Source organism: Rhodococcus sp. UNC23MFCrub1.1, assembly GCF_000686025.1.
Classification (GTDB): Bacteria; Actinomycetota; Actinomycetes; order Mycobacteriales; family Mycobacteriaceae; genus Rhodococcoides.
On the sequence record NZ_JMLQ01000007.1, the window covers coordinates 118,357 to 142,834 of the forward strand.

At 69.9% G+C, this 24,478-nt stretch carries 27 protein-coding genes; 13 read left to right on the forward strand and 14 right to left on the reverse strand.

From position 1 onward, the window contains the following. The first annotated feature begins 192 nt into the window (after positions 1–192). Positions 193–1,356: a globin domain-containing protein gene (locus tag BR07_RS0116870; RefSeq protein ID WP_027506432.1), complete on the forward strand. Its 1,164-nt coding sequence runs from the start codon at positions 193–195 to the stop codon at positions 1,354–1,356. Here BR07_RS0116870 and BR07_RS0116875 read toward each other — a convergent pair. Both BR07_RS0116875 and BR07_RS0116880 read right to left on the reverse strand, forming a co-directional pair. Continuing rightward, positions 1,350–1,607, reverse strand: coding sequence for a DUF2277 domain-containing protein (locus BR07_RS0116875; protein ID WP_027506433.1), 258 nt, complete (start codon positions 1,605–1,607; stop codon positions 1,350–1,352). The genes BR07_RS0116870 and BR07_RS0116875 overlap by 7 nt on opposite strands. 130 nt (positions 1,608–1,737) lie before the next feature. Beyond that, positions 1,738–2,031 (reverse strand): WhiB family transcriptional regulator, encoded by a 294-nt coding sequence (locus BR07_RS0116880; protein WP_027506434.1) that lies wholly within the window; start codon positions 2,029–2,031, stop codon positions 1,738–1,740. 232 nt (positions 2,032–2,263) lie between these two features. Between BR07_RS0116880 and otsB the strand changes: the two genes are divergently transcribed. Beyond that, positions 2,264–4,816: a trehalose-phosphatase gene (otsB, locus tag BR07_RS0116885; RefSeq protein WP_027506435.1), complete on the forward strand. Its 2,553-nt coding sequence runs from the start codon at positions 2,264–2,266 to the stop codon at positions 4,814–4,816. On the opposite strand, the gene BR07_RS0116890 is transcribed toward otsB, so the two are convergent. Continuing rightward, the gene (locus BR07_RS0116890; RefSeq protein ID WP_027506436.1) at positions 4,813–5,901 is read right to left on the reverse strand and encodes a LacI family DNA-binding transcriptional regulator; all 1,089 of its coding nucleotides are present in this window, start codon (positions 5,899–5,901) and stop codon (positions 4,813–4,815) included. The genes otsB and BR07_RS0116890 overlap by 4 nt on opposite strands. A 183-nt stretch (positions 5,902–6,084) precedes the next feature. Between BR07_RS0116890 and BR07_RS0116895 the strand changes: the two genes are divergently transcribed. Genes BR07_RS0116895 through BR07_RS0116920 form a run of 6 tightly spaced genes read left to right on the forward strand, consistent with a single transcriptional unit; the run spans position 6,085 to position 10,876 of the window. After that, complete coding sequence (locus tag BR07_RS0116895; RefSeq protein ID WP_037186391.1) at positions 6,085–6,996, forward strand: metal ABC transporter solute-binding protein, Zn/Mn family; 912 nt, start codon at positions 6,085–6,087, stop codon at positions 6,994–6,996. Beyond that, positions 6,993–7,796 carry a metal ABC transporter ATP-binding protein gene (locus tag BR07_RS0116900; protein ID WP_027506438.1) on the forward strand — a complete coding sequence of 268 codons (804 nt, stop codon included), beginning with the start codon at positions 6,993–6,995 and terminating at the stop codon, positions 7,794–7,796. The genes BR07_RS0116895 and BR07_RS0116900 overlap by 4 nt, the downstream gene beginning before the upstream one ends. A 2-nt stretch (positions 7,797–7,798) precedes the next feature. Further along, positions 7,799–8,668, forward strand: a complete 870-nt coding sequence (locus tag BR07_RS0116905; RefSeq protein ID WP_027506439.1) for a metal ABC transporter permease — start codon at positions 7,799–7,801, stop codon at positions 8,666–8,668. Positions 8,669–8,685: 17 nt separating this feature from the next. Next, positions 8,686–9,441, forward strand: a complete 756-nt coding sequence (locus BR07_RS0116910; protein ID WP_027506440.1) for a LamB/YcsF family protein — start codon at positions 8,686–8,688, stop codon at positions 9,439–9,441. Positions 9,442–9,443: 2 nt separating this feature from the next. Further along, on the forward strand, positions 9,444–10,031 hold the full coding sequence (locus BR07_RS0116915) for a 5-oxoprolinase subunit B family protein (protein ID WP_442970360.1): 588 nt from the start codon (positions 9,444–9,446) through the stop codon (positions 10,029–10,031). Next, a complete protein-coding gene (locus BR07_RS0116920) occupies positions 10,031–10,876 on the forward strand; it encodes a biotin-dependent carboxyltransferase family protein (RefSeq protein WP_027506442.1) in 846 nt (281 codons plus the stop codon). Before BR07_RS0116915 ends, BR07_RS0116920 begins: the two co-directional genes overlap by 1 nt. Here BR07_RS0116920 and BR07_RS0116925 read toward each other — a convergent pair whose 3' ends face one another. The 8 genes from BR07_RS0116925 to BR07_RS0116960 all read right to left on the reverse strand — a co-directional run bounded on the left by BR07_RS0116925 (position 10,877) and on the right by BR07_RS0116960 (position 17,247). Then, positions 10,877–11,506 (reverse strand): SOUL family heme-binding protein, encoded by a 630-nt coding sequence (locus BR07_RS0116925; protein ID WP_027506443.1) that lies wholly within the window; start codon positions 11,504–11,506, stop codon positions 10,877–10,879. 46 nt (positions 11,507–11,552) lie between these two features. Further along, a complete protein-coding gene (locus tag BR07_RS0116930; protein WP_027506444.1) occupies positions 11,553–12,389 on the reverse strand; it encodes a DUF4436 family protein in 837 nt (278 codons plus the stop codon). Between the two features lie 19 nt (positions 12,390–12,408). Then, positions 12,409–12,957 carry a dihydrofolate reductase family protein gene (locus BR07_RS0116935; RefSeq protein ID WP_027506445.1) on the reverse strand — a complete coding sequence of 183 codons (549 nt, stop codon included), beginning with the start codon at positions 12,955–12,957 and terminating at the stop codon, positions 12,409–12,411. A 216-nt stretch (positions 12,958–13,173) separates the two neighbouring features. Further along, entirely contained in the window at positions 13,174–14,130 is a 957-nt protein-coding gene (gene rlmB / locus BR07_RS0116940) for a 23S rRNA (guanosine(2251)-2'-O)-methyltransferase RlmB (RefSeq protein ID WP_027506446.1), read from the reverse strand. Continuing rightward, positions 14,130–15,536 (reverse strand): cysteine--tRNA ligase, encoded by a 1,407-nt coding sequence (cysS, locus tag BR07_RS0116945; RefSeq protein ID WP_027506447.1) that lies wholly within the window; start codon positions 15,534–15,536, stop codon positions 14,130–14,132. The genes rlmB and cysS overlap by 1 nt, the downstream gene beginning before the upstream one ends. Before the next feature lie 11 nt (positions 15,537–15,547). Continuing rightward, positions 15,548–16,060, reverse strand: a complete 513-nt coding sequence (gene ispF, locus BR07_RS0116950; protein WP_027506448.1) for a 2-C-methyl-D-erythritol 2,4-cyclodiphosphate synthase — start codon at positions 16,058–16,060, stop codon at positions 15,548–15,550. A 10-nt stretch (positions 16,061–16,070) separates the two neighbouring features. After that, on the reverse strand, positions 16,071–16,751 hold the full coding sequence (ispD, locus tag BR07_RS0116955; protein ID WP_027506449.1) for a 2-C-methyl-D-erythritol 4-phosphate cytidylyltransferase: 681 nt from the start codon (positions 16,749–16,751) through the stop codon (positions 16,071–16,073). Positions 16,752–16,758: 7 nt separating this feature from the next. Further along, entirely contained in the window at positions 16,759–17,247 is a 489-nt protein-coding gene (locus tag BR07_RS0116960; protein ID WP_027506450.1) for a CarD family transcriptional regulator, read from the reverse strand. Between the two features lie 259 nt (positions 17,248–17,506). Here BR07_RS0116960 and BR07_RS0116965 point away from each other — a divergent pair, with 259 nt between their 5' ends. The 3 genes from BR07_RS0116965 (at position 17,507) to disA (ending at position 20,779) form a co-directional block, all read left to right on the forward strand. After that, on the forward strand, positions 17,507–18,091 hold the full coding sequence (locus BR07_RS0116965) for a hypothetical protein (protein ID WP_027506451.1): 585 nt from the start codon (positions 17,507–17,509) through the stop codon (positions 18,089–18,091). 53 nt (positions 18,092–18,144) lie between these two features. Beyond that, positions 18,145–19,566, forward strand: a complete 1,422-nt coding sequence (gene radA / locus BR07_RS0116970; RefSeq protein ID WP_027506452.1) for a DNA repair protein RadA — start codon at positions 18,145–18,147, stop codon at positions 19,564–19,566. Positions 19,567–19,687: 121 nt separating this feature from the next. Then, positions 19,688–20,779: a DNA integrity scanning diadenylate cyclase DisA gene (disA, locus tag BR07_RS0116975; RefSeq protein WP_027506453.1), complete on the forward strand. Its 1,092-nt coding sequence runs from the start codon at positions 19,688–19,690 to the stop codon at positions 20,777–20,779. Positions 20,780–20,983: 204 nt separating this feature from the next. Here disA and BR07_RS0116980 read toward each other — a convergent pair whose 3' ends face one another. Both BR07_RS0116980 and BR07_RS25195 read right to left on the reverse strand, forming a co-directional pair. Further along, positions 20,984–21,697 carry a hypothetical protein gene (locus BR07_RS0116980; RefSeq protein ID WP_027506454.1) on the reverse strand — a complete coding sequence of 238 codons (714 nt, stop codon included), beginning with the start codon at positions 21,695–21,697 and terminating at the stop codon, positions 20,984–20,986. A 42-nt stretch (positions 21,698–21,739) separates the two neighbouring features. Beyond that, positions 21,740–22,432: a carbonic anhydrase gene (locus BR07_RS25195; protein ID WP_051613514.1), complete on the reverse strand. Its 693-nt coding sequence runs from the start codon at positions 22,430–22,432 to the stop codon at positions 21,740–21,742. A 69-nt stretch (positions 22,433–22,501) separates the two neighbouring features. Between BR07_RS25195 and BR07_RS0116990 the strand changes: the two genes are divergently transcribed. Continuing rightward, a complete protein-coding gene (locus BR07_RS0116990; RefSeq protein WP_037186305.1) occupies positions 22,502–23,374 on the forward strand; it encodes an A/G-specific adenine glycosylase in 873 nt (290 codons plus the stop codon). Here BR07_RS0116990 and BR07_RS25200 read toward each other — a convergent pair. Continuing rightward, positions 23,306–24,094, reverse strand: coding sequence for an alpha/beta fold hydrolase (locus BR07_RS25200; RefSeq protein ID WP_051613515.1), 789 nt, complete (start codon positions 24,092–24,094; stop codon positions 23,306–23,308). The genes BR07_RS0116990 and BR07_RS25200 overlap by 69 nt on opposite strands. Positions 24,095–24,130: 36 nt before the next feature. Here BR07_RS25200 and BR07_RS0117000 point away from each other — a divergent pair, with 36 nt between their 5' ends. Further along, positions 24,131–24,457 (forward strand): antibiotic biosynthesis monooxygenase family protein, encoded by a 327-nt coding sequence (locus BR07_RS0117000; RefSeq protein ID WP_027506456.1) that lies wholly within the window; start codon positions 24,131–24,133, stop codon positions 24,455–24,457. Positions 24,458–24,478: the final 21 nt, after the last annotated feature.

A 24,478-nucleotide genomic window follows, 5' to 3' on the forward strand; every position in this document is an offset into this window, starting at 1 on the left:
CGGGTCGAACGGGTGTGTCGACGAGAAAAACCTTAGTCGACTTGAGTCTATTCCGCTCAAGTTTGTTGACGCCGCATCACGCAGGAGGGCGCCGCCCAGCGCGCTGGCCGTGACCGGACACGACCACTACTCTCGGACACACCACTCGCGCACGAACCCGTCACCCGCCACGACCATCGAAGGTGCCCATTGCTGGACCCGCAGGCCCTGGCGCGAGTGCGCGCCGGAGTTGCCTCCGCGCTGTCCGACGACGGCGCGGACACCGTGGCCGGCGCCTTCTACGCTCGGCTGTTCGCCGAGTACCCCGATTTCCGCGGCTTCTTCCCCGCCGCCATGGATCAGCAGCGGCACCGCCTCCTGCGCGCCGTCGACCACGTCGTCCGGCACCTCGACGACCGCGACTTCCTGCCCTTCCTGCATCAACTCGGGCGTGACCACCGCAAGCACGGCCTGACCGGCGCGCACTTTCTCGCCGCCCAGAACGCGCTGGTCGACGCGTTCCGCACCACGGCGGACCCGGACGTCTGGACAGACGAGACCGACGCGGCGTGGCGCCGCGTGGTGTCGATGATCTGCAACTCGATGGCCGTCGGGGCCGACACCGAGGACCTGCCGCCGTACTGGGGAGCGACGGTGGTCGAGCACCATCGCGTGCTCGACGACCTCGCGATCGTGCGCCTGCAGACGGACGCCGACATTCCCTTCGCCGCCGGCCAGTACCTCAGCGTGCAGATCCCGCAGCGTCCACGGATGTGGCGGTACCTCTCCCCCGCGATCGCACCCAACGACTACCGCGGCATCGAGTTCCACGTCCGGCGGGTGTCGGCCGGCTGGGTGAGTCCGGCCATCGTCTCGGAGACCACGGTGGGCGACCGCTGGCTGCTCGGGCCGCCGCTGGGCGGACTCAGTGTGGACACGTCGCCTGGCAGCGAGGACGTGCTCATGATCGCGGGTGGCACCGGCATCGCCCCCCTGCGTGCGCAGCTGATGGACATGGCGATGCGGAGCCGTAATCCGCGGGTGCATCTGTTCGTGGGCGGCGAGTATCCGAGCGACCTCTACGACCTGGACACGCTGTGGAACCTGGCACGCACCAACCCGTGGCTCACCATCGTGCCGGTCGTGGAGCAGCCCGAGGAGCCGTGGTGGCGGCCCGGTCCGGCGCGCGAGTTCCCGCCGGGCATGAACCACACCATGGTGGGCAAGCTCGGGCAGGTGGTCACGCGGTTCGGATCGTGGGCCGATCGGCAGATCCAGGTGTGTGGATCACCGTCGATGGTGCGCACCACCCTGTACGCACTGCGCAAGGTGGGGACGCCGATGCAGAACGTCCAGCACGATCCCCTGGGTCAGTGAGGGTGCGCGTGCGCCAGGCGGCGTAGCGGCGGGACCGTCTGCGGCGGCTGCTTGCGGGGCGGGAGCACGCTCAGCAACCGGGTGGTCGACGCGGTGACCTCGGCCACGGCGGTCTCGAAGGCGTCCCGGTTCGCGTCCGACAGTGTGCGGAGTCCGCTGACCTTGCGCACGTACTGACGCGCGGCCGCCTCGATCTCCTCGTCCGTCGCCGCAGGCTCGAGGCCGCGCAGTTCGGTGATGTTTCGGCACATGCGAATCACGGTAGACCGGGCGCCGTCCGAGGGGAACACCCGAAGAGCTTTACGCTGTACAGGCACCGCGTCGGATAATGTCCACCAATTCAAGCTTCGTGCAGTTTTCGATCACCGTGAATTCATCTGTTCAACCGATTGCGCGCTGATCGGAAAGCGCATTTCCCAGCATCCGCTCGGGCGCCGACAAACCACCCCAGACGCCGTACGGCTCACCGGCGGCCACCGCGTAATCACGGCACCGCATCAGCACGGGGCACTGCTCGCAGACCCGTTTGGCCTGCTCCTCGCGGGCTGTTCTCTTATGTCCCCGTTCACCTTCCGGATGGAAGAAGACGGCAGAATCCATACCGCGGCACAAACCGTTCAACTGCCACTCCCACGTCGTGGCAATCGGCTCGGGTAACTGGACGGGCTTCGACATGACGCTCCTCGTTGTTCGCCTCGTATGCGACGTCACGCTCTCAGTATTACATTACGAACAATCGTCCAAAAAGTTAATGCGAATAGTCGTGACACACGATTTCCAGTCATCGCGAGTCACAGACACCCTCACGGCCGCTCCTCGGACCTCTCTCCCCGATGAGGCGAGCAGGGCCCCCGTCGCCTAGGTTTGACCGAGTGAGAAGCCCCGGTCACCGTCCAGGTCGTGCGCTGTGAGCGCTGTGGACCTCCCCCTCGACCTTCGCCGCGCCCTCGTCGGCGTCGCGCGGGTGCCGAGACTGCTGGTCGCCTCCGACTACGACGGCACCATGGCGCCGTTCGTCTCCGACCCGCAGAAGGCGTTCCCGCTGCCCGAATCGGTCCGCGCACTCCGCGCTCTCGCTGGTCTCGACGGCACCCAGGCTGCTGTGATCTCGGGGCGCGCGTTGCGTGACCTGGCGATCCTCTCCCGCCTGCCCGTCGAGGTACAGCTCGTGGGCAGCCACGGGTCCGAGTTCGACGCCGGCTTCGTCACCGAGCTCGGCGGCGAGGCGACGGCACTGCTCGAGCGCGTGGTCGCCGAGCTCCGCACGGTCGCGTCCCGCGGCGCGAACATCAGCGTCGAGACCAAGCCCGCCAGCGCCGCTCTGCACGTGCGCAACGCCGACCCCGAGGCCGGACAGCGCGCCCTCGACGAGGTCCGTGCGGGCGCAGCCACCTGGGACGGCGTGCAGGTCACCGAGGGCAAGTCCGTGATCGAGCTCGCCGTCATCGCGACCGACAAGGGCCAGGCCCTCGACATCCTGCGGCACCAGGGCGGCGCCTCCGCCGCCGTCTTCTTCGGCGACGACGTCACCGACGAGAAGGCGTTCCGACGGCTGCACGGGCCGGACATCGGCGTCAAGGTCGGCGACGGTGAGTCGCTCGCCGGCTACCGCGTCGACACCCTCGAGCAGGTGGCCGCGGCGCTCGCGTTCCTGTTGGAGGAGCGCCGCACCTGGCTCTCCGGTGCGGACGCCCCGCGCATCGAGCGTCTCACCATGATGGCGAGCCCACGATCGGTGGCACTCCTGACGCCCGAGGCCGGCCTCACGTGGCTGTGTCACCCCGAACCCGACTCCGCCGCCGTCTTCGCACACCTGCTCGGCGGCGACGAGGCGGGCCACTTCACCGTCGGCCCGCTGCGTCCATCCCTCCCGCTGAGCCAGCAGTACATCGACAGCACCATGACGGTGCAGACCCGCTGGGCCAGCCTGCAGGTCGACGACTACCTCGCGCACGACGTGCCGAGCGATCGCACCGACTTCACCCGCGTGATCACCGGCAAGGCGAAGGCCGTGGTCACGTTCGCGCCGCGCCCCGAGTTCGGGCAGGCACGCGTCCGGCTCGAGGCCGAGGACGACGGCCTCCGCGTGTTCGGCACCAACGACCCGATGGTGCTGCGCGCGCCGGGCATCATCTGGACCGTCACCAGCGAGCACGGCCAGGAGACCGCGCGGGCGGAGATCGATCCGTCCACCGGTCCCGTGATCCTCGAACTGCGCTGCGGGACGTCGGATCTGGGCCCGTCCGAGGTGCCCGAAGCCGAGCGTCGCGCCGAGGCCGAGTCCTACTGGCACGACTGGGCGGCCGGATTGACCCTCCCCCAGCTCAAGCCCGATCTGATGAAGCGGTCCGCGCTCACCCTGCGCGGCCTGGTGCACGCCGACTCCGGGTCGATCATGGCCGCGGCCACGACGTCGCTGCCCGAGGAGATCGGCGGTGTCCGCAACTGGGACTACCGCTACTGCTGGCTGCGCGACGCGGCCCTGACGGCGTCCGCGCTGGTGTCCCTGGGCTCGCTGTCCGAGGCGGAGAACTACCTGCACTGGGTCCACGACGTGCTCGAGACGGTCCCCGGACCGGAACGCCTGCACCCGCTCTACACGCTGTGGGGGCAGTCGCTGCCTCCCGAGGCCGTCATCGACGCCCTGCCCGGGTACGCGGGATCCCGCCCCGTGCGGGTGGGCAACGCGGCCAACCAGCAGGTGCAGCTCGACGTCTTCGGACCCATCGTCGATCTCATCGCGACTCTGGCCCGCGCCCGCACCGCGAGCGGCGTCACCGCGAACGCCGAGGTGCTCACCGATCAGGACTGGGACCTGGTGTGCGCCATGGTCGACGCCGTCGAGCGACGCTGGTCCGAGCCGGACAACGGCATCTGGGAGATCCGCGGCAACCCGCGCCACCACGTCTACTCCAAGGTGATGTGCTGGCTCACCGTCGATCGCGCCATCACCCTGGCCGAGGCGTACGGCCGCGAGGCGCAGCTCGGCTGGAGCACGTTGCGTGACGTCATCCGTCGTCAGGTGCTCGACAAGGGCTGGAGCGACGAGGCGCAGTCCTTCACGGCCGCGTACGGCGGAACCGATCTCGATGCGGCCACCCTGCACATCGGTCTGTCCGGTCTCATCGATCCGAGCGACCCGCGCTTCGCGGCGACGGTCACCGCGACCGAGGCCGAGTTGCGCAGCGGCGCCACGGTGTACCGCTACCACCACGACGACGGCCTCCCCGGTGGCGAGGGCGGGTTCCACCTGTGCGCGGCCTGGCTCGTCGAGGCGTATCTTCTGATCGGGCAGCGACTTCCGGCCGAAGCGCTCTTCACCCAGCTCGTCGCCGCGGCAGGCCCGACGGGCCTGCTGAGCGAGGAGTACGACCCCGTGGCCGAGCGCTCGCTGGGCAACCACCCGCAGGCCTACAGCCACCTCGGCCTGCTGCGCTGCGCACAGCTGCTGGCCCGCTAGCCGGTCCGCACCGGGCCGAGCGTCACCCCGGCGAGCAGATGCGTCGGGAGGTGCTCGGTCCGGTCCACCCCGGAATGGCTGACGCCCAGCACGATCTCACCGACGAGCCGACCCTTCTCGAGGACCGGCTGCTGGACCGACGTCAGGCCGATGCGGCGCGCCTCGTCGACCCCGTCGAAACCGGTGACCGACATCTGTTCGGGTACCGAGACACCCCACGCGGCACAGTGATCGAGCGCACCCAGAGCCAGCACGTCGGACGTGCACACCAGCGCGGTGGTGTCCGGCGCCGCCCGGAGCGCCTCGGCGGCCGCCGACCGTCCGGCCTCCCGCGTGTGGTCGAAGCGCTCGACGATCACGATGTCGGGATCGACGCCGGCCGCGATCATCGCGTCGCGGATGCCGGCGAGACGCTCGCGCTGGACGTGGAAGGTGATGCCGCTCCGGCGTTCCGGATCGACGAGTCCGTCGTGCCGGTCGCGGCGCAGCCGCATGCAGACCACGCTGATGCGAGTGTGGCCCCGCGCGAGCACCTCCTCGGCCATCCGTCGCATCGCCACCCTGTCGTCGATTCCGACGAGCGAGGTGTCCTCCGCGTCCCGAGGCTGGTCGCACACGACCGTCGGCAGATGACGGTCACGGACCGCCGTCAGGTGCGGATCGTCGTCGGACACCGAGTAGACGACGAATGCGTCGACCCCGGCCTGCTGCACGACGGCCGCGGCGTCCTCCGGCGTCGAGGCGGGCCCCGCGGGAATGAGCAGCAGACCGCGTCCGGCCCGCTCGCACGACTCGGCGAGGCCGGTGAGGAACTGCACGGCGGCGGGATCGGAGAACGAGTAGCTGAGCGCCTCGGTGAGGACCAGCCCCACCGCACCGGCGCGCCGGGTGCGCAGCGAGCGGGCGACCGGATCGGGCCCCGGATAGCCGCGGGCCCTGGCCGCGTCGAGCACACGTTCCCGCATCTCGGGTGAGAGCTGGTCCGGGCGGTTGTAGGCGTTGGACACGGTGGTGCGCGAGACGTTCAGTTCGGCGGCCAGCGACGCGAGCGTGGCCATCCGTCGCGGTTCCGTCGACCTCGCCATGAAGAGACGGTATCCGGTCGGGGTCGCGCACGTCGGCTCCGGCACGGTTTCGCCGTCGGGGTGGTGGGGCGGTAAGGTCACGACAACGGTTTCCATTAACGATAACGTTCGACCGACCCAGGAGCACCCCTCGTGTACGCACCCGCCCGAATTCCCCTCCGCACGCTCGTCACCGCCCTGGGTATGACCGCCCTGACGGCGACCGCCCTGGTGGGATGCAGCTCCGACGACACCGCGACGGCCGAGTCCGGTCGGCCCACCGTCGTCGCGTCGACGAACGTGTGGGGCTCGGTCGCCGAGGCCGTCGTCGGAGACCGAGCGGACGTCACGGCGATCATCTCGGATCCGTCCGCGGATCCGCACTCCTACGAGGCCAGCCCCGGCGACGCCGCGGCACTGTCCGAGGCCTCGCTCGTCGTGTACAACGGCGGCGGCTACGACGAGTTCGTCGACGACGTGCTCGGCTCCGCGGGCGACGTGCCCTCCGTCGACGCGTACTCGCTGCTCGAGGGGCACGCGGACGACGCCGACCACGCCGACGAGGCGGGTGCCCACGACCATTCGGGCGAGACCAACGAGCACGTCTGGTACGACCCGGAGATCGCGGCGGCCACCGCCGAGGCGATCGCCACCGAACTCGGTAAGGTCGACCCCGACAACGCGCCGTACTACACCGAGAACGCCGAGGCGTTCCACGACGACATCCACGAGATCACCGACATCACGGATCGCATCGCCCAGCAGAAGCCGGGCGCACCCGTCGCACAGACGGAGCCGATCGCGCACTACCTGCTGGAAGGAGCCGGGGTGGACGACAAGACCCCCGAGGACTTCGAGGACGCGATCGAGGAGGGCAACGATCCCTCGCCCGCCGCCGTCGCCGCGACGCGTGACCTGTTCACCGGCAAGGGCGTCGACGTGCTTGTCTACAACATCCAGACGGAGGACGCCGTGACCGAGGACGTGCGCCGCATCGCCGAGGAGAACGGCATCCGCGTCGTCGAGGTCACCGAGACCCTGCCCGCAGGGCAGGACTACGTCTCCTGGCAGCGCACGGCGGCGCAGGATCTCGCCGATGCGCTGGGGGTCGTGTGACCGCTGTCCGACTGACCGGAGCCACCCTCGCCTACGGCGACCGGGTGCTCTGGTCCGATCTCGACCTCGAGGTCGCACCGGGCGAGTTCGTCGCCGTGCTGGGCCCGAACGGCTCCGGCAAGACGTCACTCCTCAAGGTGCTGCTCGGGCAGGCCCACCTCACCGCCGGCACCGCGACCATCGCCGGCGGTCGATCCTCCGTCGGCTACATCCCCCAGCAGAAGGCCATCGACGAGGGCGTTCCCCTGCGCGGGCGCGACTTCGTCGGCCTCGGGTGGGACGGACACCGCTGGGGCATCGGCTTCCGTGGGCGCCACGCTCGTCGCGAGGCCGTCGACATCGCCGTCGCCTCGGTCGGTGCGGACGCGTTCGCCGACGCGCCGCTGGGGCAGATGAGCGGCGGTGAGCAGCAGCGGCTACGCGTCGCGCAGGCACTCGTCGGCGATCCGGACGTGCTGCTCTGCGACGAACCGCTGCTGAGCCTCGACCTCGCCAACCAGCAGGTCGTCGCGCACCTGATCGACCAGCGTCGGCGCTCGCACGGCACCTCGGTGGTGTTCGTGACGCACGAGCTCAACCCGATCCTGCCGATCGTCGACCGGGTGGTCTACCTCGTCGACGGGAAGTTCCGCATCGGCACCACCGAGGAGGTGATGACCTCCGAGGTGCTCTCCGAGCTGTACGACACCGACGTCGAGGTCCTGCGCGTCCGCGGGCGGCTGGTGGTCGTCGGCACCGGAGACGCCATGGACGCCCTCGGGAGCGCCGGCGGCATGCACCACGTGGACGAGTCGGAGTAGGCATGGACAAGGTTCTCGACGCCCTGAGCAAGGCATTCGACTTCGGTACGACGGCCGATCTCCTCACCTACGACTTCGTGCAGCAGGCGCTGATCGCCGCGGCGATCCTCGGTGTGCTCGCCGGGGCGCTCGGCCCCCTCATCGTCAGTCGACAGTGGTCGTTCGCCGTCCACGGCTCGTCCGAGCTGTCCCTCACCGGTGCGTCCGCGGCACTGCTGGTGGGGTTGGCCGTCGGGGTCGGCGCCATCCTGGGATCCGTCATCGCGGCCGTCCTGTTCGCCCTGCTGGGCCGTCGTGCGCGCGAACGCGACTCCGTCATCGGCGTCATCATGAGCTTCGGGCTCGGCCTGTCGGTGCTCTTCCTGTGGGCGTATCCCGGCCGCACCGGCACCAGCTTCTCGCTGCTGGTCGGGCAGATCGTCGGTGTCGGCAGCACGGGCCTCGGCCTGCTGCTCGCGGTGGCGCTCGTCGTCATCGTCGTGCTCTTCGTGGTCTACCGGCCCCTGCTGTTCGCCAGCACCGATCCCGAGGGCGCCGAGGCGCGCGGCGTACCGATGCGACTGCTGTCCATCGTGTTCGCGATCCTCGTCGGTGTCGCGTGTGCGCTCGGCGTCCAGATCGTCGGCGCCCTGCTGGTGCTCTCGCTCCTCATCACGCCCGCGGCAGCGGCGTCCCGCGTCACCGCCAACCCCGTCACGGCGACGTGGCTCTCGATTCTCTTCGCCGAGGTCGCGGCCGTCGGCGGCATCCTGCTCTCGCTCGCTCCCGGAGTGCCGGTCTCGACCTTCGTCACCACCATCTCGTTCGTCATCTACCTCGTCTGCCGGGCGGTCGGTCGACGCACACCGTCCCGCACCGTCGTCCACGCCTGACCGTTACCCTCGTGTGGATGGTCGATCTGAACTCCGATCTCGGCGAGGGCTTCGGCACCTGGACGCTCGGTGACGACGCGGCGATGCTGCGTGTGGTCACCAGCGCCAACATCGCGTGCGGCTTCCATGCGGGTGATCCGGCCACGCTGCTGCGGACGTGCGCCGACGCCGTCCGGTCCGACGTGCGTATCGGCGCCCAGGTGGGGTACCGGGACCTCGTGGGCTTCGGCAGGCGCTTCCTCGACATCACCGCGGAGGACCTGCGCGCCGACGTGATCTACCAGATCGGGGCTCTCGACGGCCTGGCCCGCTCCGTCGGCGGACGCGTGCGGTACGTCAAACCACATGGAGCGCTGTACAACACGATCGTGCACCACCGAGTACAGGCACAGGCGGTCGTCGACGCCGTCGCCGCGTACGACCCCGGCCTGCCCGTCCTGGGGCTGCCCGGCTCGGCCTTCCTCGAGATCGCCGCGCGGGCGGGCCTGCGGACTGTCACCGAGGCGTTCGCCGATCGCGGCTACACGGCAGCGGGAACCCTCGTCTCCCGCCGCGACCCCGGTGCGGTCCTGTCCGACGTCGACGCCGTGGCACGACGCGTGCTGCGGATGGTCACCGAGGGCGTCGTGGACTCCGTCGACGGGGTGACGGTGCCGGTGAACGCCGACTCGGTGTGCCTGCACGGCGACACCCCCGCCGCGGTGGACATGGCCCTGGCCGTGCGTGCGGTGTTGTCCCGCAACGGCGTCACCCTGACCCCGTTCGTGTCGTGAGGATCGCCCCGGCGGGCGACCGCGCCCTGCTGGTCGATCTCGACGACGTCCGCACAGTCGCGGCGCACCACGCCGGGTGGGCCGTCGGGCACCCGGGAATCGCCGAGATGATCCCCGCCGCCACCACCGTGCTGGTGATCCTCACCGAGGACGCGGAACCCGCACGGGTGTCGGCGTGGCTCCGCGAGACGCCACCGGCGCAGGTGCTCGGCCGCTCCGGTGAGACGATCACGATCGACGTCCGATACGACGGGCCCGATCTCGACGAGGTCTGTGCGACAACGGGACTGGACATCGTCGCCGTGCACATCGGTCAGGTGTGGACCGCCGCGTTCTGCGGCTTCTCCCCCGGCTTCGCCTACCTGGTCGGATCCGATCCGTTGTCGATCCCGCGCCGCGCCGATCCGCGGACCTCGGTGCCGGCGGGATCCGTGGCGCTGGCCGGCGAGTACACCGGGGTGTACCCGACATCGTCGCCCGGCGGGTGGCAGATCATCGGCAGCACCGACGCGGCGCTGTGGGACGTGAACCGGGACGACCCCGCGCTGCTCGCGCCCGGCACGCGCGTGCAGTTCCGCGCGGTGACGTGATGCTCGAGGTACTGGCGACCGGACCGCTGACGACTGTGCAGGACCGCGGACGCACCGGGTGGTCCTCGCTCGGTGTCGGCACGTCCGGCGCAGCCGATCGACGCTCGCACGACGCAGCGAATCGGTTGGTGGGGAACATGATCGACGCCGCGACGCTCGAGGTGACGCTCGGCGGACTGGTGCTGCGCGCACGCACCGAGGTGGTTCTGGCGGTCACGGGGGCTCCGACCCCGTTCACGGTGGACGGCGTACCGCAGGGGCACAACGCCGTGGTCGTGGTGGGGTCGGGCGCCGAGATCCGCCTCGACTGGGCACCGGTGGGACTGCGCACCTACGTCGCCGTCCGCGGCGGCATCGACGTGCCCCGAGTTCTCGGGAGCCGATCGACCGACTCCCTGTCCGGCATCGGACCCGAGCGAGTGGCGCCCGGCGCCCTGCTGCCGATCGGTCACGACGCCGAGGACTGGCCCGGGGTCGACGTGAATCCTTACCCGTTCGAGCACCGTATGACCCTGCGGGTGATTCCCGGCCCGCGCGCGGACCGGTTCACCGACGACGCGCTCGACCTGCTGCTCGCCCAACCTTGGACGGTGCGGACGGATTCGGACCGCGTCGGCATGAAACTCCAGAGCGCCGAGCCACTGTCGCGATCGCGGGAGGACGAACTCCCGAGCGAGGGCATGGTGACCGGCGCACTGCAGGTACCGCCGTCGGGACTGCCCGTGTTGTTCCTCGTCGACCATCCGGTGACCGGCGGCTACCCGGTGATCGCCGTCGTGGTGTCGGCGGACCTCGGATCCGCGGCGCAGTGTGCGCCGGGACAGACGATCCGCTTCAGTGTCTGATCATCGGGAGACAGGAACGGCGATCTCGTTGCGGCGGCGGAACGACACCGTCCAGGGCGGGTCGTAGAACCAGGACATCGGCTCGCCGGTCGTGTCGATGCCGCGGGACTTCAGGATCTCCAGCAGCTCCGTGGTGCGCTCGGCCACGGCCTGCGCACCGCGGTCACCGCTGAACCGCAGCGCCGCCACCGTCTGGGCCGGCACCTCCACCAGGCGCACCCGATCATCCTTCGGCGCCGGGAGAGTGTCCATCGTCCATCGCGATGGCATGAAGAACCGGACGACCCATCCCTCGTCGCTCGCGGCGCGCGACACGGGTGCGGTCATCGCGATGGTCTGGCCGCGCGACGCCGACTGGGCAACGGGAGCCGTCATCGCGATCGTGTCGGATCCCCGATTGCCCCCGAAGATGTATCCGGCCAGCCGACGGAAGCCCTCGTTGCGCGCGCGTTCCTCGTCGGCGTCCACGACGGTCTCCGCCGCGATCCGGGGTTCGTATCGGCGAATCTCGACCGCCCCCGTGAGCGACTCGGTGGTGTGGGGTGGTTCCTCGGTACCCACCCGAACCCCCACGATTCCCAGTGCGGCCTCGGCCACCTGTGTCACCGTCGTCCTCAGCCGTTCGATCATGACTCGACGGTACGCGCGGACGAGCCCCACCCCGGTCGCGCTCGACCTAGGGGCCCTGGCGCCACCACGCGACGACGTAGAGCACCATCGCCGTCACCAGACCCGCCACCACCCACAGCACCACGGTGTAGTCGACCCACGACCCGATCGGCGGAGCGCCGGGGAACAGGTTGCGGATGGGCAGCACCGCGAAGAGCGTCACCGCGAACCACGTCATGATCGGCGGCAGGAACTGCTTGCGGCGGCGCAGCGTCTGGATCGACACGAACAGCGTGCACAGCGGCAGCACTACCAGGACCACACAGATCGCGATGTCGAAGATCGTGGTGCCCACCGTGCGCGCGACGCGGATGTCGAAGGCCTGCGCCGAGGAGGAGTCGATGTCGACGGCCCCCACCGCCCAGGACGTGAGCGAGTCGGTCACCACGATCTCGGCGGGTACGGGCTGCCGGTCCGCGACGGCGCCGGAGAACACCCGCACCTGGATCGACGACGCGTCGTAGGTGTCGAACGGCCATCGCCGGATGTCGCCGTCCGCGTACAGGGAGACCGGGAGCGGGCCCACGCGAGTCCCGCTGGGGAACGTCAGGGTGCCGGCGCTCGCGGTCGGCGTCACGTCGACGATCAGGTCGTCGACCAGGTTGCCGTCGGCATCGGTCAACTCGGTCCCCGGATACACGGACACGCGGGCGTCGAGCGAGAAGTTCTCACCGGAGACGGTGTCCACGTCGAGGTAGACGAGCGCGGCGTCGGGTGCGGCCTCACGGAGGTCGGGGCCGTTCGGCGGGCTCCCCAGCGCGTAGGTGAGCACCACCGCGACGTACGCGGCGATCACCACGGCCACCAAGACCACACCGCGCACTCTGCGACCCGCCGCTGTCATGGACAGATGATGACAGGACTCAGGTCTGCGCGTGCGGTTCCACGACGTCGTACTCCGCGCAGAGGAACGCGCCGTTGCGCGCGAAGTCCACGAGTCGGAGATCGAACCGACGCGGGAACAGCGGCCTGCCGGCACCGAGGGTGACCGGCGCGATCGAGACGACGATCCGATCCAGGTGGCCGGCCTCGGCGAACTGTGCTGCCAGGTCACCGCCACCCACGATCCAGACGTCCTTGCCGTCGGCCGAGTCCTCGATCGCCGGCCAGAGGTCGGCGACGTCTCCGGCGGCGAATCGAACGTCGTGCTCGGAGTCCGCGAAGTCTCGATGGGTCACCACCCACGCCGGCATGTCGTACGACCATGCCTCCCCGGTCGACTCGTTGTGGTCGAGGACCCAGGCGTAGGTCGTGGCTCCCATGACGATCGCGCCGATGTCCGCGATGAAGTCGCCGTAGTTCATCGGGCCGTGCTCGTCGATGTCCTGACGGAAGAGCCACTCGAGAGAGTCGTTGTCGTCGGCGAGGTAGCCGTCGAGGGTGCTGGCGGTGAAGTAAGTGGTCCTGGTCACAGGACGATTCTGCACCCGACCACCGACACCGATCGAGCTTGCGGCCGGGCACGTTGCGGGGGGTGTGCACACCCTCTCCGGTGAGCGCACACCCCTCACCGCCGACTGCACAGGGTGTGCGGTTCAGGCAACGGGTGTGCGCACCCCATCCGACCCAGATTGGAGCTCAGCTGCCGACCCCGTTCATCGAGTCGGTCCGCGTCCACTGAGCCGGGTTCAGCCCCGGCGCTGCCGTGCGATGCCCGCGAGCACGACACCCGCTGCGACGGACGCGTTGAGCGACTCCACCGGACCGGCCATGGGGATCGACAGGATGCTGTCGCAGTTGTCGCGGACGAGGCGGGACAGACCCTTGCCCTCGGACCCGACGACCACCACGATCGGCCCGGTGCCGTCGAAGTCGTCCAGCGAGGTATCGCCGTCGGCGTCGAGACCGACGACCATGACACCCTTGTCGGCCCAATCCTTCAGCGTCCGAGTCAGATTGGTCGCACGGGCGACGGGGAGACGCGCTGCCGCGCCGGCACTGGTGCGCCACGCGACGGCCGTGACACTCGCGCTGCGTCGCTGCGGGATGACCACGCCGTGTCCACCGAACGCTGCGACCGACCGGACGACGGCACCGAGGTTGCGGGGGTCGGTGATGTTGTCGAGAGCGACCAGCAGCGGCGGCTCCTGACGCTGGCGCGCCTGCGAGAGGAGATCGTCGGGGTGGGCGTACCGGTACGGCGGCACCTGGAGCGCGATGCCCTGGTGCATGCCGTTGGCACTCATCCGATCGAGATCGGTGCGGGAGACCTCCAGGATCGAGATGCCCTTGTCCGCGGCGATCTGGACGCTCTCCTTCAGCCGATCGTCGGCCTCGGTGCCCGACGCGACGTACAGCGCCGTCGCCGGCACTCCCGCGCGCAGGCACTCCAGCACCGGGTTGCGGCCCAGCACGTTCTCCGGACCGTCCTCGGTCTTGCGGACCGGCGGACGGCCGCGACCCGAACCGGACGCGTCCCGGCTGGTCGGCCGTGCGCGCCGGGCGTGCTTGGTGCGCTCGGCCGCCGGCGGGGTCGCTCCGCGGCCCTCGAGGCCCTTGCTGCGCTTGCCGCCGGACCCGACGGTCTGGCCCTTCTTGGTGCCGGTCTTGCGCACCGCTCCGCGTCGACTCGAATTGCCTGCCATTACTTCTCCGTGCCTTCCGGCTGTGCGATCGACCATTCCGGGCCGTTCGGGGTGTCGGTGACCTCCACGCCCGCGCGGGCGAGGCGGTCACGAATACGGTCGGCCGTCGGCCAGTCCTTGCCTGCCTTGGCGGCGCTGCGCAGCTCGAGGTCGTCCGCGATGAGCAGATCGAGCGCTGCCCGTTCCGCCGACGCGTCGGCGGAGCCGGACGCCCAGTGCGGATCGAGGGGATCCACGCCGAGGATCGACGTCATGGCGCGGACGGACGACGCGGCCTCGACGGCCTCGTCCAGCTTCCCCGCGGCCAACGCACTGTTGCCCTCGCGGCGGAGTCCGTGGATCTCGGCGAGCGCCTTGGGCACCGAGAGATCGTCGTCGAGTGCCTCGGCGAACGCGGGCGTCCAGGTACCGATCGGCACCTCGCCCGCGCGCTCCGCGGTCTTCGTCACGAACGCCTCGATGCTCCGGTACGCCGATGCCGCTTCCTGCAGTGCCTCGGCCGAGTACTCGAGCATCGACCGGTAGTGCGCGCTGCCGAGGTAGTAGCGCAGTTCCTGCGGACGCACGGTCTCGAGCATCGTCGGGATCGAGACGACGTTGCCGAGCGACTTCGACATCTTCTCGCCGCTCATGGTGACCCAGCCGTTGTGCAGCCAGTACTGCGCGAAACCGTCCCCCGCGGCGCGGGACTGGGCCAGCTCGTTCTCGTGGTGCGGGAACACCAGATCCAGTCCACCGCAATGGATGTCGAACGCGGACCCGAGGTAGGTCTCCGCCATCGCGGAGCACTCGATGTGCCACCCGGGCCGGCCGGGTCCCCACGGGGTGGGCCACGACGGCTCGCCGGGCTTGGCCGTCTTCCACAGCGTGAAATCGCGCGGATCGCGCTTGCCCGCACCGACGCTCTCACCCTGGTGGACGTCGTCGAGCCTGTGCCCGGACAGAGCGCCGTACTCGCCCCAGCTCCGCACGTCGAAGTAGACGTCGCCGGCGGCCGCGTACGCGTGACCCGCGTCGATCAACCGACCGATCAGCTCGACCATCTGCGTGATGTGACCCGTGGCGCGCGGTTCGGCCGACGGGGGAAGCACACCGAGGGCGTCGTAGGCCGCGGTGAAGGAGCGCTCGTACGTCGCCGCCCACTCCCACCACGGACGGCCGGCGTCGGCGGCCTTGTTCAGGATCTTGTCGTCTATGTCGGTGACGTTGCGGACGAAGGCGACGTCGTAGCCGGCGGCCGTCAGCCACCGCCGAAGGACGTCGAACGCGACGCCGCTGCGCACGTGACCGATGTGGGGATGCCCCTGGACCGTGGCCCCGCACAGATACACCGAGGCGTGTCCGGGGGCCAGCGGAGTGAACTCACGCACGGCCCTGGTCGCGGTGTCGTAGAAGCGCAGGGTCACGACGGCCGATCCTACCGGGGATTCGACTCGCCCTGTACCACGCGAGCGTCGTCCGGGACCGCACTCTCCAGCACGAGAGCGGTGGCGATCGCGGCCACACCCTCGCCGCGGCCGGTCAGGCCGAGCCCGTCGGTCGTGGTGGCCGAGACGGAGACGGGCGCCCCCAGGATGTTCGTGAGCAGTGTCTGCGCCTCCACCCGACGTGGGCCGACGCGCGGACGATTGCCGATGACCTGGACCGCGGCGTTGCCCACGCGCATCGAGTGCTGCGCGAGCAGTTCACGGACGTGCATGAGCATGGTGGCGCCGCTGACGCCGTCCCATTCGGGGCGACCCGTGCCGAACACCGAGCCCAGATCTCCCAGACCGGCCGCGGACAGCAGCGCGTCGCAGAGTGCGTGCGCCGCGACGTCGCCGTCGGAATGCCCGGCACAGCCGTCGGCGTCCTCGAACAACAGTCCGGCGATCCAGCACTCACGCCCCACCTCGACGGGGTGGACGTCGGAACCGATCCCTACGCGCATGGTCTCCCTCTCACGACTGTGTCCGGCGGGCGACGAGTGCGCGAGCCAGGACCAGATCCATCGGGGTGGTGATCTTGAAGGCCTCGGCGTCGCCGACGACCGTGTGCACGTCGACTCCCAGACGTTCGACCAGGCCGGCGTCGTCGGTGGCCGTCTCGGGAAAGGAATCGTAGGCACGCCTCAGGGTCACCCCGTCGAATCCCTGCGGCGTCTGCACCGAGCGCAGCGTGGCCCGGTCGACCGTTCCGGTGACCACACCGTCGGCATCGACGGACTTCATCGTGTCGACGACGGGCAGCACCGGCACCACGGCCGACGCACCGGCGCCGACCGCCTCGACGACGCGAATGATCAGACTCGGCGGCGTCAGGCAGCGCGCGGCGTCGTGCACGAGCACGATGTCCGCCGCACCGGCCACTGCCAGGCCGGCCCGCACCGAATCGGTGCGCTCGGCTCCGCCGACGACGACGTCGACCGGCAGGACGCAGGACTCGACCAGACGAGAGGTCGTGTCCTGCAGAATGTTCGGGACCACCACCACGACACGAGAAAGGGCGCCGGAGGCCGACAGGCCGTCCAGCGCCCACTCGAGCAGAGTGCGTCCCGCGAGTTCCACGAACGCCTTGGGCATGTTCTCCCCGAGGCGTACGCCCGATCCGGCTGCCGGAACGAGCGCGACGACGTCCGTCACACGCGCGTCAGGACGCCGCGGCCAGAACCTCGTCCAGCATGGAGTCCGCCCTGACCTCGTCGGTTCCCTCGGCGAGTGCGAGCTCGCCGACCAGGATCTGACGTGCCTTCGCCAGCATGCGCTTCTCACCAGCGGACAGGCCGCGGTCCTGCTCACGACGCCACAGATCGCGCACGACCTCGGCCACCTTGTTCACGTCACCCGACGCGAGCTTCTCCAGGTTGGCCTTGTACCGGCGCGACCAGTTGGTGGGCTCCTCGGTGTGCGGCGCGCGGAGAACCTGGAACACCTTGTCCAGACCCTCCTGGCCGACGACGTCCCGGACACCCACGTACTCGGCGTTGTCGGCAGGAACTCGAACGGTGAGATCACCCTGGGCTACCTTGAGAACGAGGTATTCCTTGGCCTCGCCCTTGATGGTGCGTGTCTCGATATTTTCGATCAGCGCCGCTCCGTGGTGCGGGTAAACGACGGTGTCTCCGACCTTGAAAATCATGTGTTCGGTGCCCCTTTCGATATGGCCAGTTTAACACGCCTCCGATCCGGGGTCGTTCCAACGGTGCAGGTCAGGGGCACAGGGCTGGTGGGGACGCTCTTGACAGGGGGCGGGATACATGTATCGAGCAGGCTGTTCGGCCCGCTCCGGCACCGACTGGCGTCACCCGATCCACACGTCCGGACGGCGAACTACTACGCTGCGTGGTGGTGGCCGCCCGTCGGCACAACTCTCGATGACGACCAGTGGAGGACGACCAGTGACCGCATCTACCGCCCGGATCCGGCCGGCCCGAGTCGCGACCGGCGTCGCGCTCGCTCTCGGCACGGTGATCAGCCTCTCCGCGTGCAGCGCCGGGCAGATCTCCCAGACGGCGACGCAGGTCGCCGCGGTCAACGGTAACGGCGCGGACCAGGGCACCGTCTCCCTGCGCAACGTGCACGTCGCCTACCCCTCCTCCGACGAGTTCGTGCTCGAGCCCGGTGGCCGCGCGGAGCTGATCTTCACGGCGATCAACACCAGCGAGACCACACCGGACCGCATCACCGGCATCGAGACCGAGGGTGCAGCCGAGGTCGTCGTCACCGGTGCCACCGGTGGCACCTCCATCGAGATCCCGGCGCAGGCGTCCGTCGCGTCCGGAGTGCCCGCGGACCAGGACCCCACCGCCCCCGAGGGGTCGCAGTCCATCACCGCCGTGATGGAGGACCTCTCCGAGAACGTGCGCCCCGGACTCACCGTCCCGGTCACCTTCACGTTCCAGCAGGCCGGCGACGTCACCGTCAGCGTGCCCGTCGATCCGGGCCCCGTCACCCCGCGCCTCGACGACGAGGCCAACGGCTGACGGTCCCCCGTCGGCCGAGCATTCCTGTCGGTAGACACCTCTAGTCTTCGCGAGTGGCCAAGACTCGTACCAGTTATCGCTGTTCGGCCTGTCAGCACACCGTGGCCAAGTGGGTCGGCCGCTGCCCCGAGTGCGAGACGTGGGGCTCGATGGACGAGGTCACCCTCCTCGCCTCCGTGTCGTCCCGCCCGGGTGCGAGCGCCGTTCGGGCGGGCGGCGCGTCGATGATCCCGACGTCGCCGGCACTTCCGCTCACACAGGTCTCCAGCACGTCCTCCATCGCCCGTCCCACCGGGGTCGACGAGCTCGACCGCGTGCTCGGCGGCGGCATCGTGCCCGGCTCGGTGGTGCTGCTCGCGGGTGAACCGGGCGTCGGCAAGTCCACCCTCCTGCTCGAGGTGGTCAAGCAGTGGGCCGAGCGCAGCCCGCAGGACATCGCGCTCTACGTCACGGGTGAGGAGTCGGCGGGGCAGGTGCGTCTGCGCGCCGACCGGACAGGCGCCGTGCACGAGCGCGTGTTCCTCGCCGCAGAGAACGACCTGGCCACCATCTTCGGCCACGTCGACCAGGTCGCGCCCACTCTCGTCGTCGTCGACTCCGTGCAGACCATGCAGGCGTCCGACGTGGACGGCGTCATCGGCGGCGTCACCCAGGTCCGTGCCATCACCTCGGCGCTGACGTCCCTCGCCAAGGGCAGCGGCACGGCCGTCATCCTCGTCGGCCACGTCACGAAGGACGGCGCGGTCGCCGGGCCGCGCTCGCTCGAGCACCTCGTCGACGTCGTCCTGCACTTCGAGGGCGACAAGCACTCCACCCTGCGCATGGTCCGCGGCGTCAAGAACCGCTTCGGCGCCGCCGACGAGGTGGGCTGCTTCGAACTCCGCGAGGGCGGCATCCACGGCGTCAGCGATCCGTCCGGCCTGTTCCTGCACCACCGCGCCGACTCGGTCCCCGGCACCGCCGTCACCGTCACGATGGACGGCAAGAGGGCCCTGCTCGCGGAGGTCCAGGCACTCGTCGCGCCGTCGCACATGCCCACGCCCCGCCGGGCCGTCAGCGGTCTCGACGCCTCCCGGGTGTCGATGATCCTCGCGGTCCTCGAACGTCGCTGCGGCGTGCAGCTCAGCAGCCGGGAGGTCTACGCCGCCACCATCGGCGGTATGCGGACCACCGAGCCCGTCGTCGATCTCGCGTTGGCACTCGCGGTCGCCTCCGCGGCCCGTGACACCGCCCTGCCCCCGGGAATGGTGGTACTCGGCGAGGTGGGGCTGGCCGGAGAGGTCCGGCGCGTGGTCGGCGTCGACCGGCGCCTCGCCGAGGCCGCGCGGCTGGGGTTCACCTCCGCGATCGTCCCGTCCGACCAGCGCCGCGGCGTGAAGGACGACACGGCCGGAGATCCACCGGGCATGCGGGTCGTCCGGGTCACCGACGTCGCCGGCGCGATGCAGGGAGCCTTCGAGCGACGACGGAAGTAGACCACTCGACCCGCAGACGGAACGCCGGTGCGGTGAGTACCGGTACCCTGACTCTGCACCACCGGCAACCGGGAACGACGTGGGAGGGGGACCAGTGACCGACACCGTGACGACTCCGGACATCTCCCTCGGCTTCCCGGTACCCCACTCGTCCCTGCGTGACGCCATCGCCGACCTCGCCCCGGGCACCACGTTGCGCGACGGTCTCGAGCGCATCCTGCGTGGCCGCACCGGCGGACTGATCGTCCTCGGGTACGACGAACAGGTCGAGAGCATCTGCGACGGCGGCTTCGACCTCGATGTCGAGTTCGCCCCCACCCGGCTCCGCGAACTGTCCAAGATGGACGGCGCCGTCGTGTTGTCCACCGACGGTTCGCGCATCGTCCGCGCCAACGTGCAGCTCGTCCCCGACCACACCATCCCCACGGTCGAGTCCGGTACCCGCCACCGCGCCGCCGAGCGCACCGCGATCCACACCGGCTACCCCGTGGTGTCCGTCAGCCAGTCGATGAGCATCCTCAGCGTCTACGTCGGCGGAACCCGGCACGTCATCGAAGGTTCCGCGACCATCCTCTCCCGCGCCAACCAGGCCGTGGCCACCCTCGAGCGGTACAAGGCGCGCCTCGACGAGGTCAGCCGCCAACTGTCCGTCACGGAGATCGAGGACTCGGTGACGTTGCGCGACGCGCTCACCGTCGCGCAGCGCCTCGAGATGGTCCGGCGCGTGTCCGTCGAGATCGAACAGAACGTTCTCGAGCTCGGTATCGACGGACGCCAGCTCGCCCTGCAGCTCGAAGAACTGGTGGGCGACAACGACTCCGCGCGCCAACTCGTCGTCCGCGACTACCTCGCCGGCACCGACACACCCACCACCGCGGCCGTCGAACGCTCCCTCGCGGCACTCGACCGGCTCACCGACGTCGACCTGCTCGACCTCACGGTGATCGCTCGTGCCTTCGGCTACCCCGGCACCATCGAGGCGCTCGACGCACCGATGAGTCCCCGCGGGTACCGGTTGCTCACCCGCGTTCCGCGGCTGCAGTTCACGCAGATTCACCGACTGGTCGGGCACTTCGGCACCCTGCAGACACTGCTGGCCGCCACCGCAGCCGACCTGCAGTCCGTCGAGGGCATCGGTGGGCTGTGGGCCCGGCACATCAGAGAAGGCCTGTCCCGCATGGCCGAGGCCAGCATCTCGGGGCCCTTCGATTGATCGGCCGGCCTCCGGCCTTCCCGTTCGACTAATCGGCCGGCCTCCGGCTTTCCCGTTCGACTAATCGGCCGGCTCCCGGCCTTCCCGTTCGATTAGTCGGCCGATCTTCCCGGAGGGGTTTCGTGCTCGCGCTGCGACTGCAGCACCTGCCGGAACGCGGAACTGCCGCGGGAACCGACCTCGCTGACGCGGAACGGACGTGCGCTACGTGATATTGAACGTCTCCGGCGCGCTGCGCAGCTGGCCGAGCTGGCCGACCACGCTGTATCCGCCGGGGCCCACCGGGTTCCGCGGCGCCGCGCACCCGGGCTCGGAGGTGGTCGCGGACCACTTCACGGCGAACGGCGCCTGCTCACCGGGCTGCAGCGTGCGGATGTCGGGAGTCGTGGTGGGGAAGCAGTCGACGTTCGACCAGAGTCGCTGCCCCTCCAGCGTGTAGACCAGCACCTGCTGCAGACCCGAACCCAGATCGCGCTCGCACGCCGAGGTTCCGATGTTGGTGACGACGACGGTGATCGCCGGCTCCTGCCCAGCGGGGTAGGACGGCTGATCGGGCGAGGCCTTCACGGCGAGAGACTGATCCGCGCACTGACCGGGAGCGACGGGCGCAGAGGACGTCGTGGCGGACGTGGACGTCGCCGACGACGAGGACGCGGCGTCTCCGCCCTCGCTGCCACCACCGGAACCTCCTGCCGGAGCGGAGCCTCCGGTCGCGGACGCGTCGGGGCGGTACGTCGTGGCAGCGGACGGTGCGAGCGAGGCGGACGCCGCGGTGGACTCGGAATCCTGCGACCCGCCACCGGCGAGCGACACCACCAGCCACACCACGAGTCCGATGACCACCACTGCGCCACCGATCGCGAGCGCGCGGCGTCGCCAGTAGATCTCGGGAGGCAAGGGTCCGTTCGGCTCGAGCACAGGTCAACCGTATGTGCCGACGCGGTGACCGAGCGGCACCTACTACGGCGTGTCGCTCGCCGTCGCCGACGAGGTGAGCAGATCACTCGCATCGGTGCGGTCGGTCGACCCCATCTCGACGTGTCCGATGTCGCCCAGCGCGCCCTGGAACTCCACCTTGCCCTCGGCCAGCTTGTACGTGAGGCCGACGATGGCGAGTTTTCCCGCGGCGACGCGCTTCTCGAGGATCGACGACCGATCGATCAGCAACTTTCCGGTCTCGAGGACGTGGCGCGCCTCGACGTCGTCGGCGCGCGTGTACCCCAGTCGGTGGGCGTTGAGGACGGACGGCGTGACCCGCTCGACGATGTCGCGGATGAAGCCACCGGGGACGGTGCCCTCGTCCAGCGCGTTGATGGTCGCCTTGACGGCACCACAGCTGTCGTGGCCGAGAATGACGATCAGCGGCGCTTCGAGGACCTCGGCGCCGAACTCCAGGGAACCCAGAACAGCCGAGTCGACGACCTGGCCGGCCGTGCGGACGACGAACATGTCGCCGAGGCCCTGGTCGAAGATGATCTCGGCTGCCACCCGGGAATCGGAGCACCCGAAGACGATCGCGGTGGGGTGTTGACCGTCGACGAGCGACGCGCGGTGATCCACCCCCTGGCTGGGATGCTCCGGGCGGCCGTCGACGAAACGGCGATTACCCTCGACGAGTGCGTTCCATGCTGAGCGGGGACTCGAATTAGGCATGGACTCATTGTTACCGAAACATGAGTCACCCGCCGGTGGCGGCCCCGACTTCCGGGAAGGATCACAGACATGGACAGCGAGGTTCTGGTCTCGTGGTACCGACGCGAGGCCAGGGATCTGCCGTGGCGCCGTAGCGGTGTCAGCGGGTGGCAGATCCTGATGAGCGAGGTGATGCTGCAGCAGACTCCGGTGGCGCGGGTCGCTCCGATCTGGGTCGAGTGGGTACAGCGATGGCCGGTGCCGTCCGCCATGGCCGCGTCATCGCGGGCCGACGTCCTGCGGGCCTGGGGCAAGCTCGGCTATCCCCGTCGCGCCGCACGCCTGCACGACTGCGCCGCCGTCCTCGCCGAGCACCACGGCGACGAGACGCCGTCGGATGTCGAGACGCTGCTGACCCTGCCGGGTGTCGGGGCGTACACCGCGCGCGCCGTCGCCTGCTTCGCCTACGGGCAGCGGGTCCCCGTCGTCGACACCAACGTGCGGCGCGTCGTCGCCCGTGCGGTCCACGGCCGCGCCGAGCCCGGAAACCCCAGCACCACAAGAGATCTCGCAGACACCGAGGCCTTGCTACCCGAGGACGTCGCCACCGCGGCCACTCTGTCGGCGGCACTGATGGAGCTCGGCGCCGTCATCTGCACCGCACGCAATCCCGCCTGCGCGGACTGCCCGCTCCCGTCATGCGCGTGGGTCGAGGCCGGTCGGCCGGCGCACGACGGACCGCCGAGGAAGGTGCAGAAGTTCGCCGGAACCGATCGGCAGGTGCGCGGAAAACTGATGGACGTACTGCGCTCCACGATGGGTCCGGTGGAGAAGTCCGAGCTCGATCTGGTGTGGACGACCGATCCCGGCCAACGTGACCGTGCCCTGAACTCGCTACTGGTCGACGGGCTCGTCGAGCAGACGTCCGCCGGCGCCTTCGCGCTCGCCGGGGAGGGCTCGTAGGAACGACTCGACAGCGCGCCGGTACTCCCCCGGCCGATCGTCGTGCACCAGATGCCCGGCGCCGGCGACCACCTCGTACGTCGAGTCGTGATGCAGTGCAGCCATTCTCGCCATCTGACCCGCTGGAGTGACCGTGTGCTCCGCCTCGAGCAGCAGCGCGGGAGCACGCACTGCTCGCCACTCGTCCCAGAAGTCGCGTCGTCCCCATTCGTCCGAGATCGCCGCGAACGTGTCCACGTCTCCGTGCAGGTGCAGCCCGTCCGGCGTCCGCTCGAAGGAGTCGAGGAAGTACTGCCCCGCGACGTCACCGAAGTACGCCAGAACCGCGGCCTCGTCGGGGAACGGCTGGGGCCACGCACGGATGACGGCGGCCCACCCGTCGGAGGTGCGACCGCGGAAGTCGGGAGCCATGTCCTCGACGACGATCCCGCGCACCCGATCCGGTTCGCGCGCCGCGAGGCACCACGCGTGGAGCGCGCCCATGGAGTGACCGATCAGGATCACGGACTCGAACGGCGCCAGCGCCTCGCGCAGCTCGTCGACGAACGCCTCCGTGGTGAGGGTCGCCGGAGCAGCACGCCCGTGTCCCGCCGCCCGGGCGGCGAGGACGTGGCCGTGCTCCCGCAACCAGGGCACCTGCCGCCGCCACGTGTCCGGGCCGCCCATCAGGCCGTGCAGCAGCACGAGGGGCACTCCGGAGCCGCCGTGGTCGTCCAGCATCGCTCGACCGTAACCGTCGCAGGTAGCCTCGGCTCCATGCCAGTGGTCAAGATCAACGCCATCGAGGTGCCCGAGGGCGCCGGCCCCGAACTCGAGAAGCGCTTCGCCGCCCGCGCCGGATCGGTCGACGGCTCACCCGGTTTCCTCGGTTTCCAGCTGCTCCGCCCGGTCAAGGGCGAGAGCCGCTACTTCGTCGTCACGCAGTGGGAGGACGAGGAGTCGTTCCAGGCCTGGTCGGGTGGACCGGCTCGCGAGGCCCATTCCGGTGAGCGGGCGAAGCCGGTCGCCTCGGGTGCCTCGTTGCTGGAGTTCGACGTCGTCCTGGACGTTCCGGCCCGTCGAGACGGACCGGCCGACCGGTAAACCCGGACATGACTGTAGGTA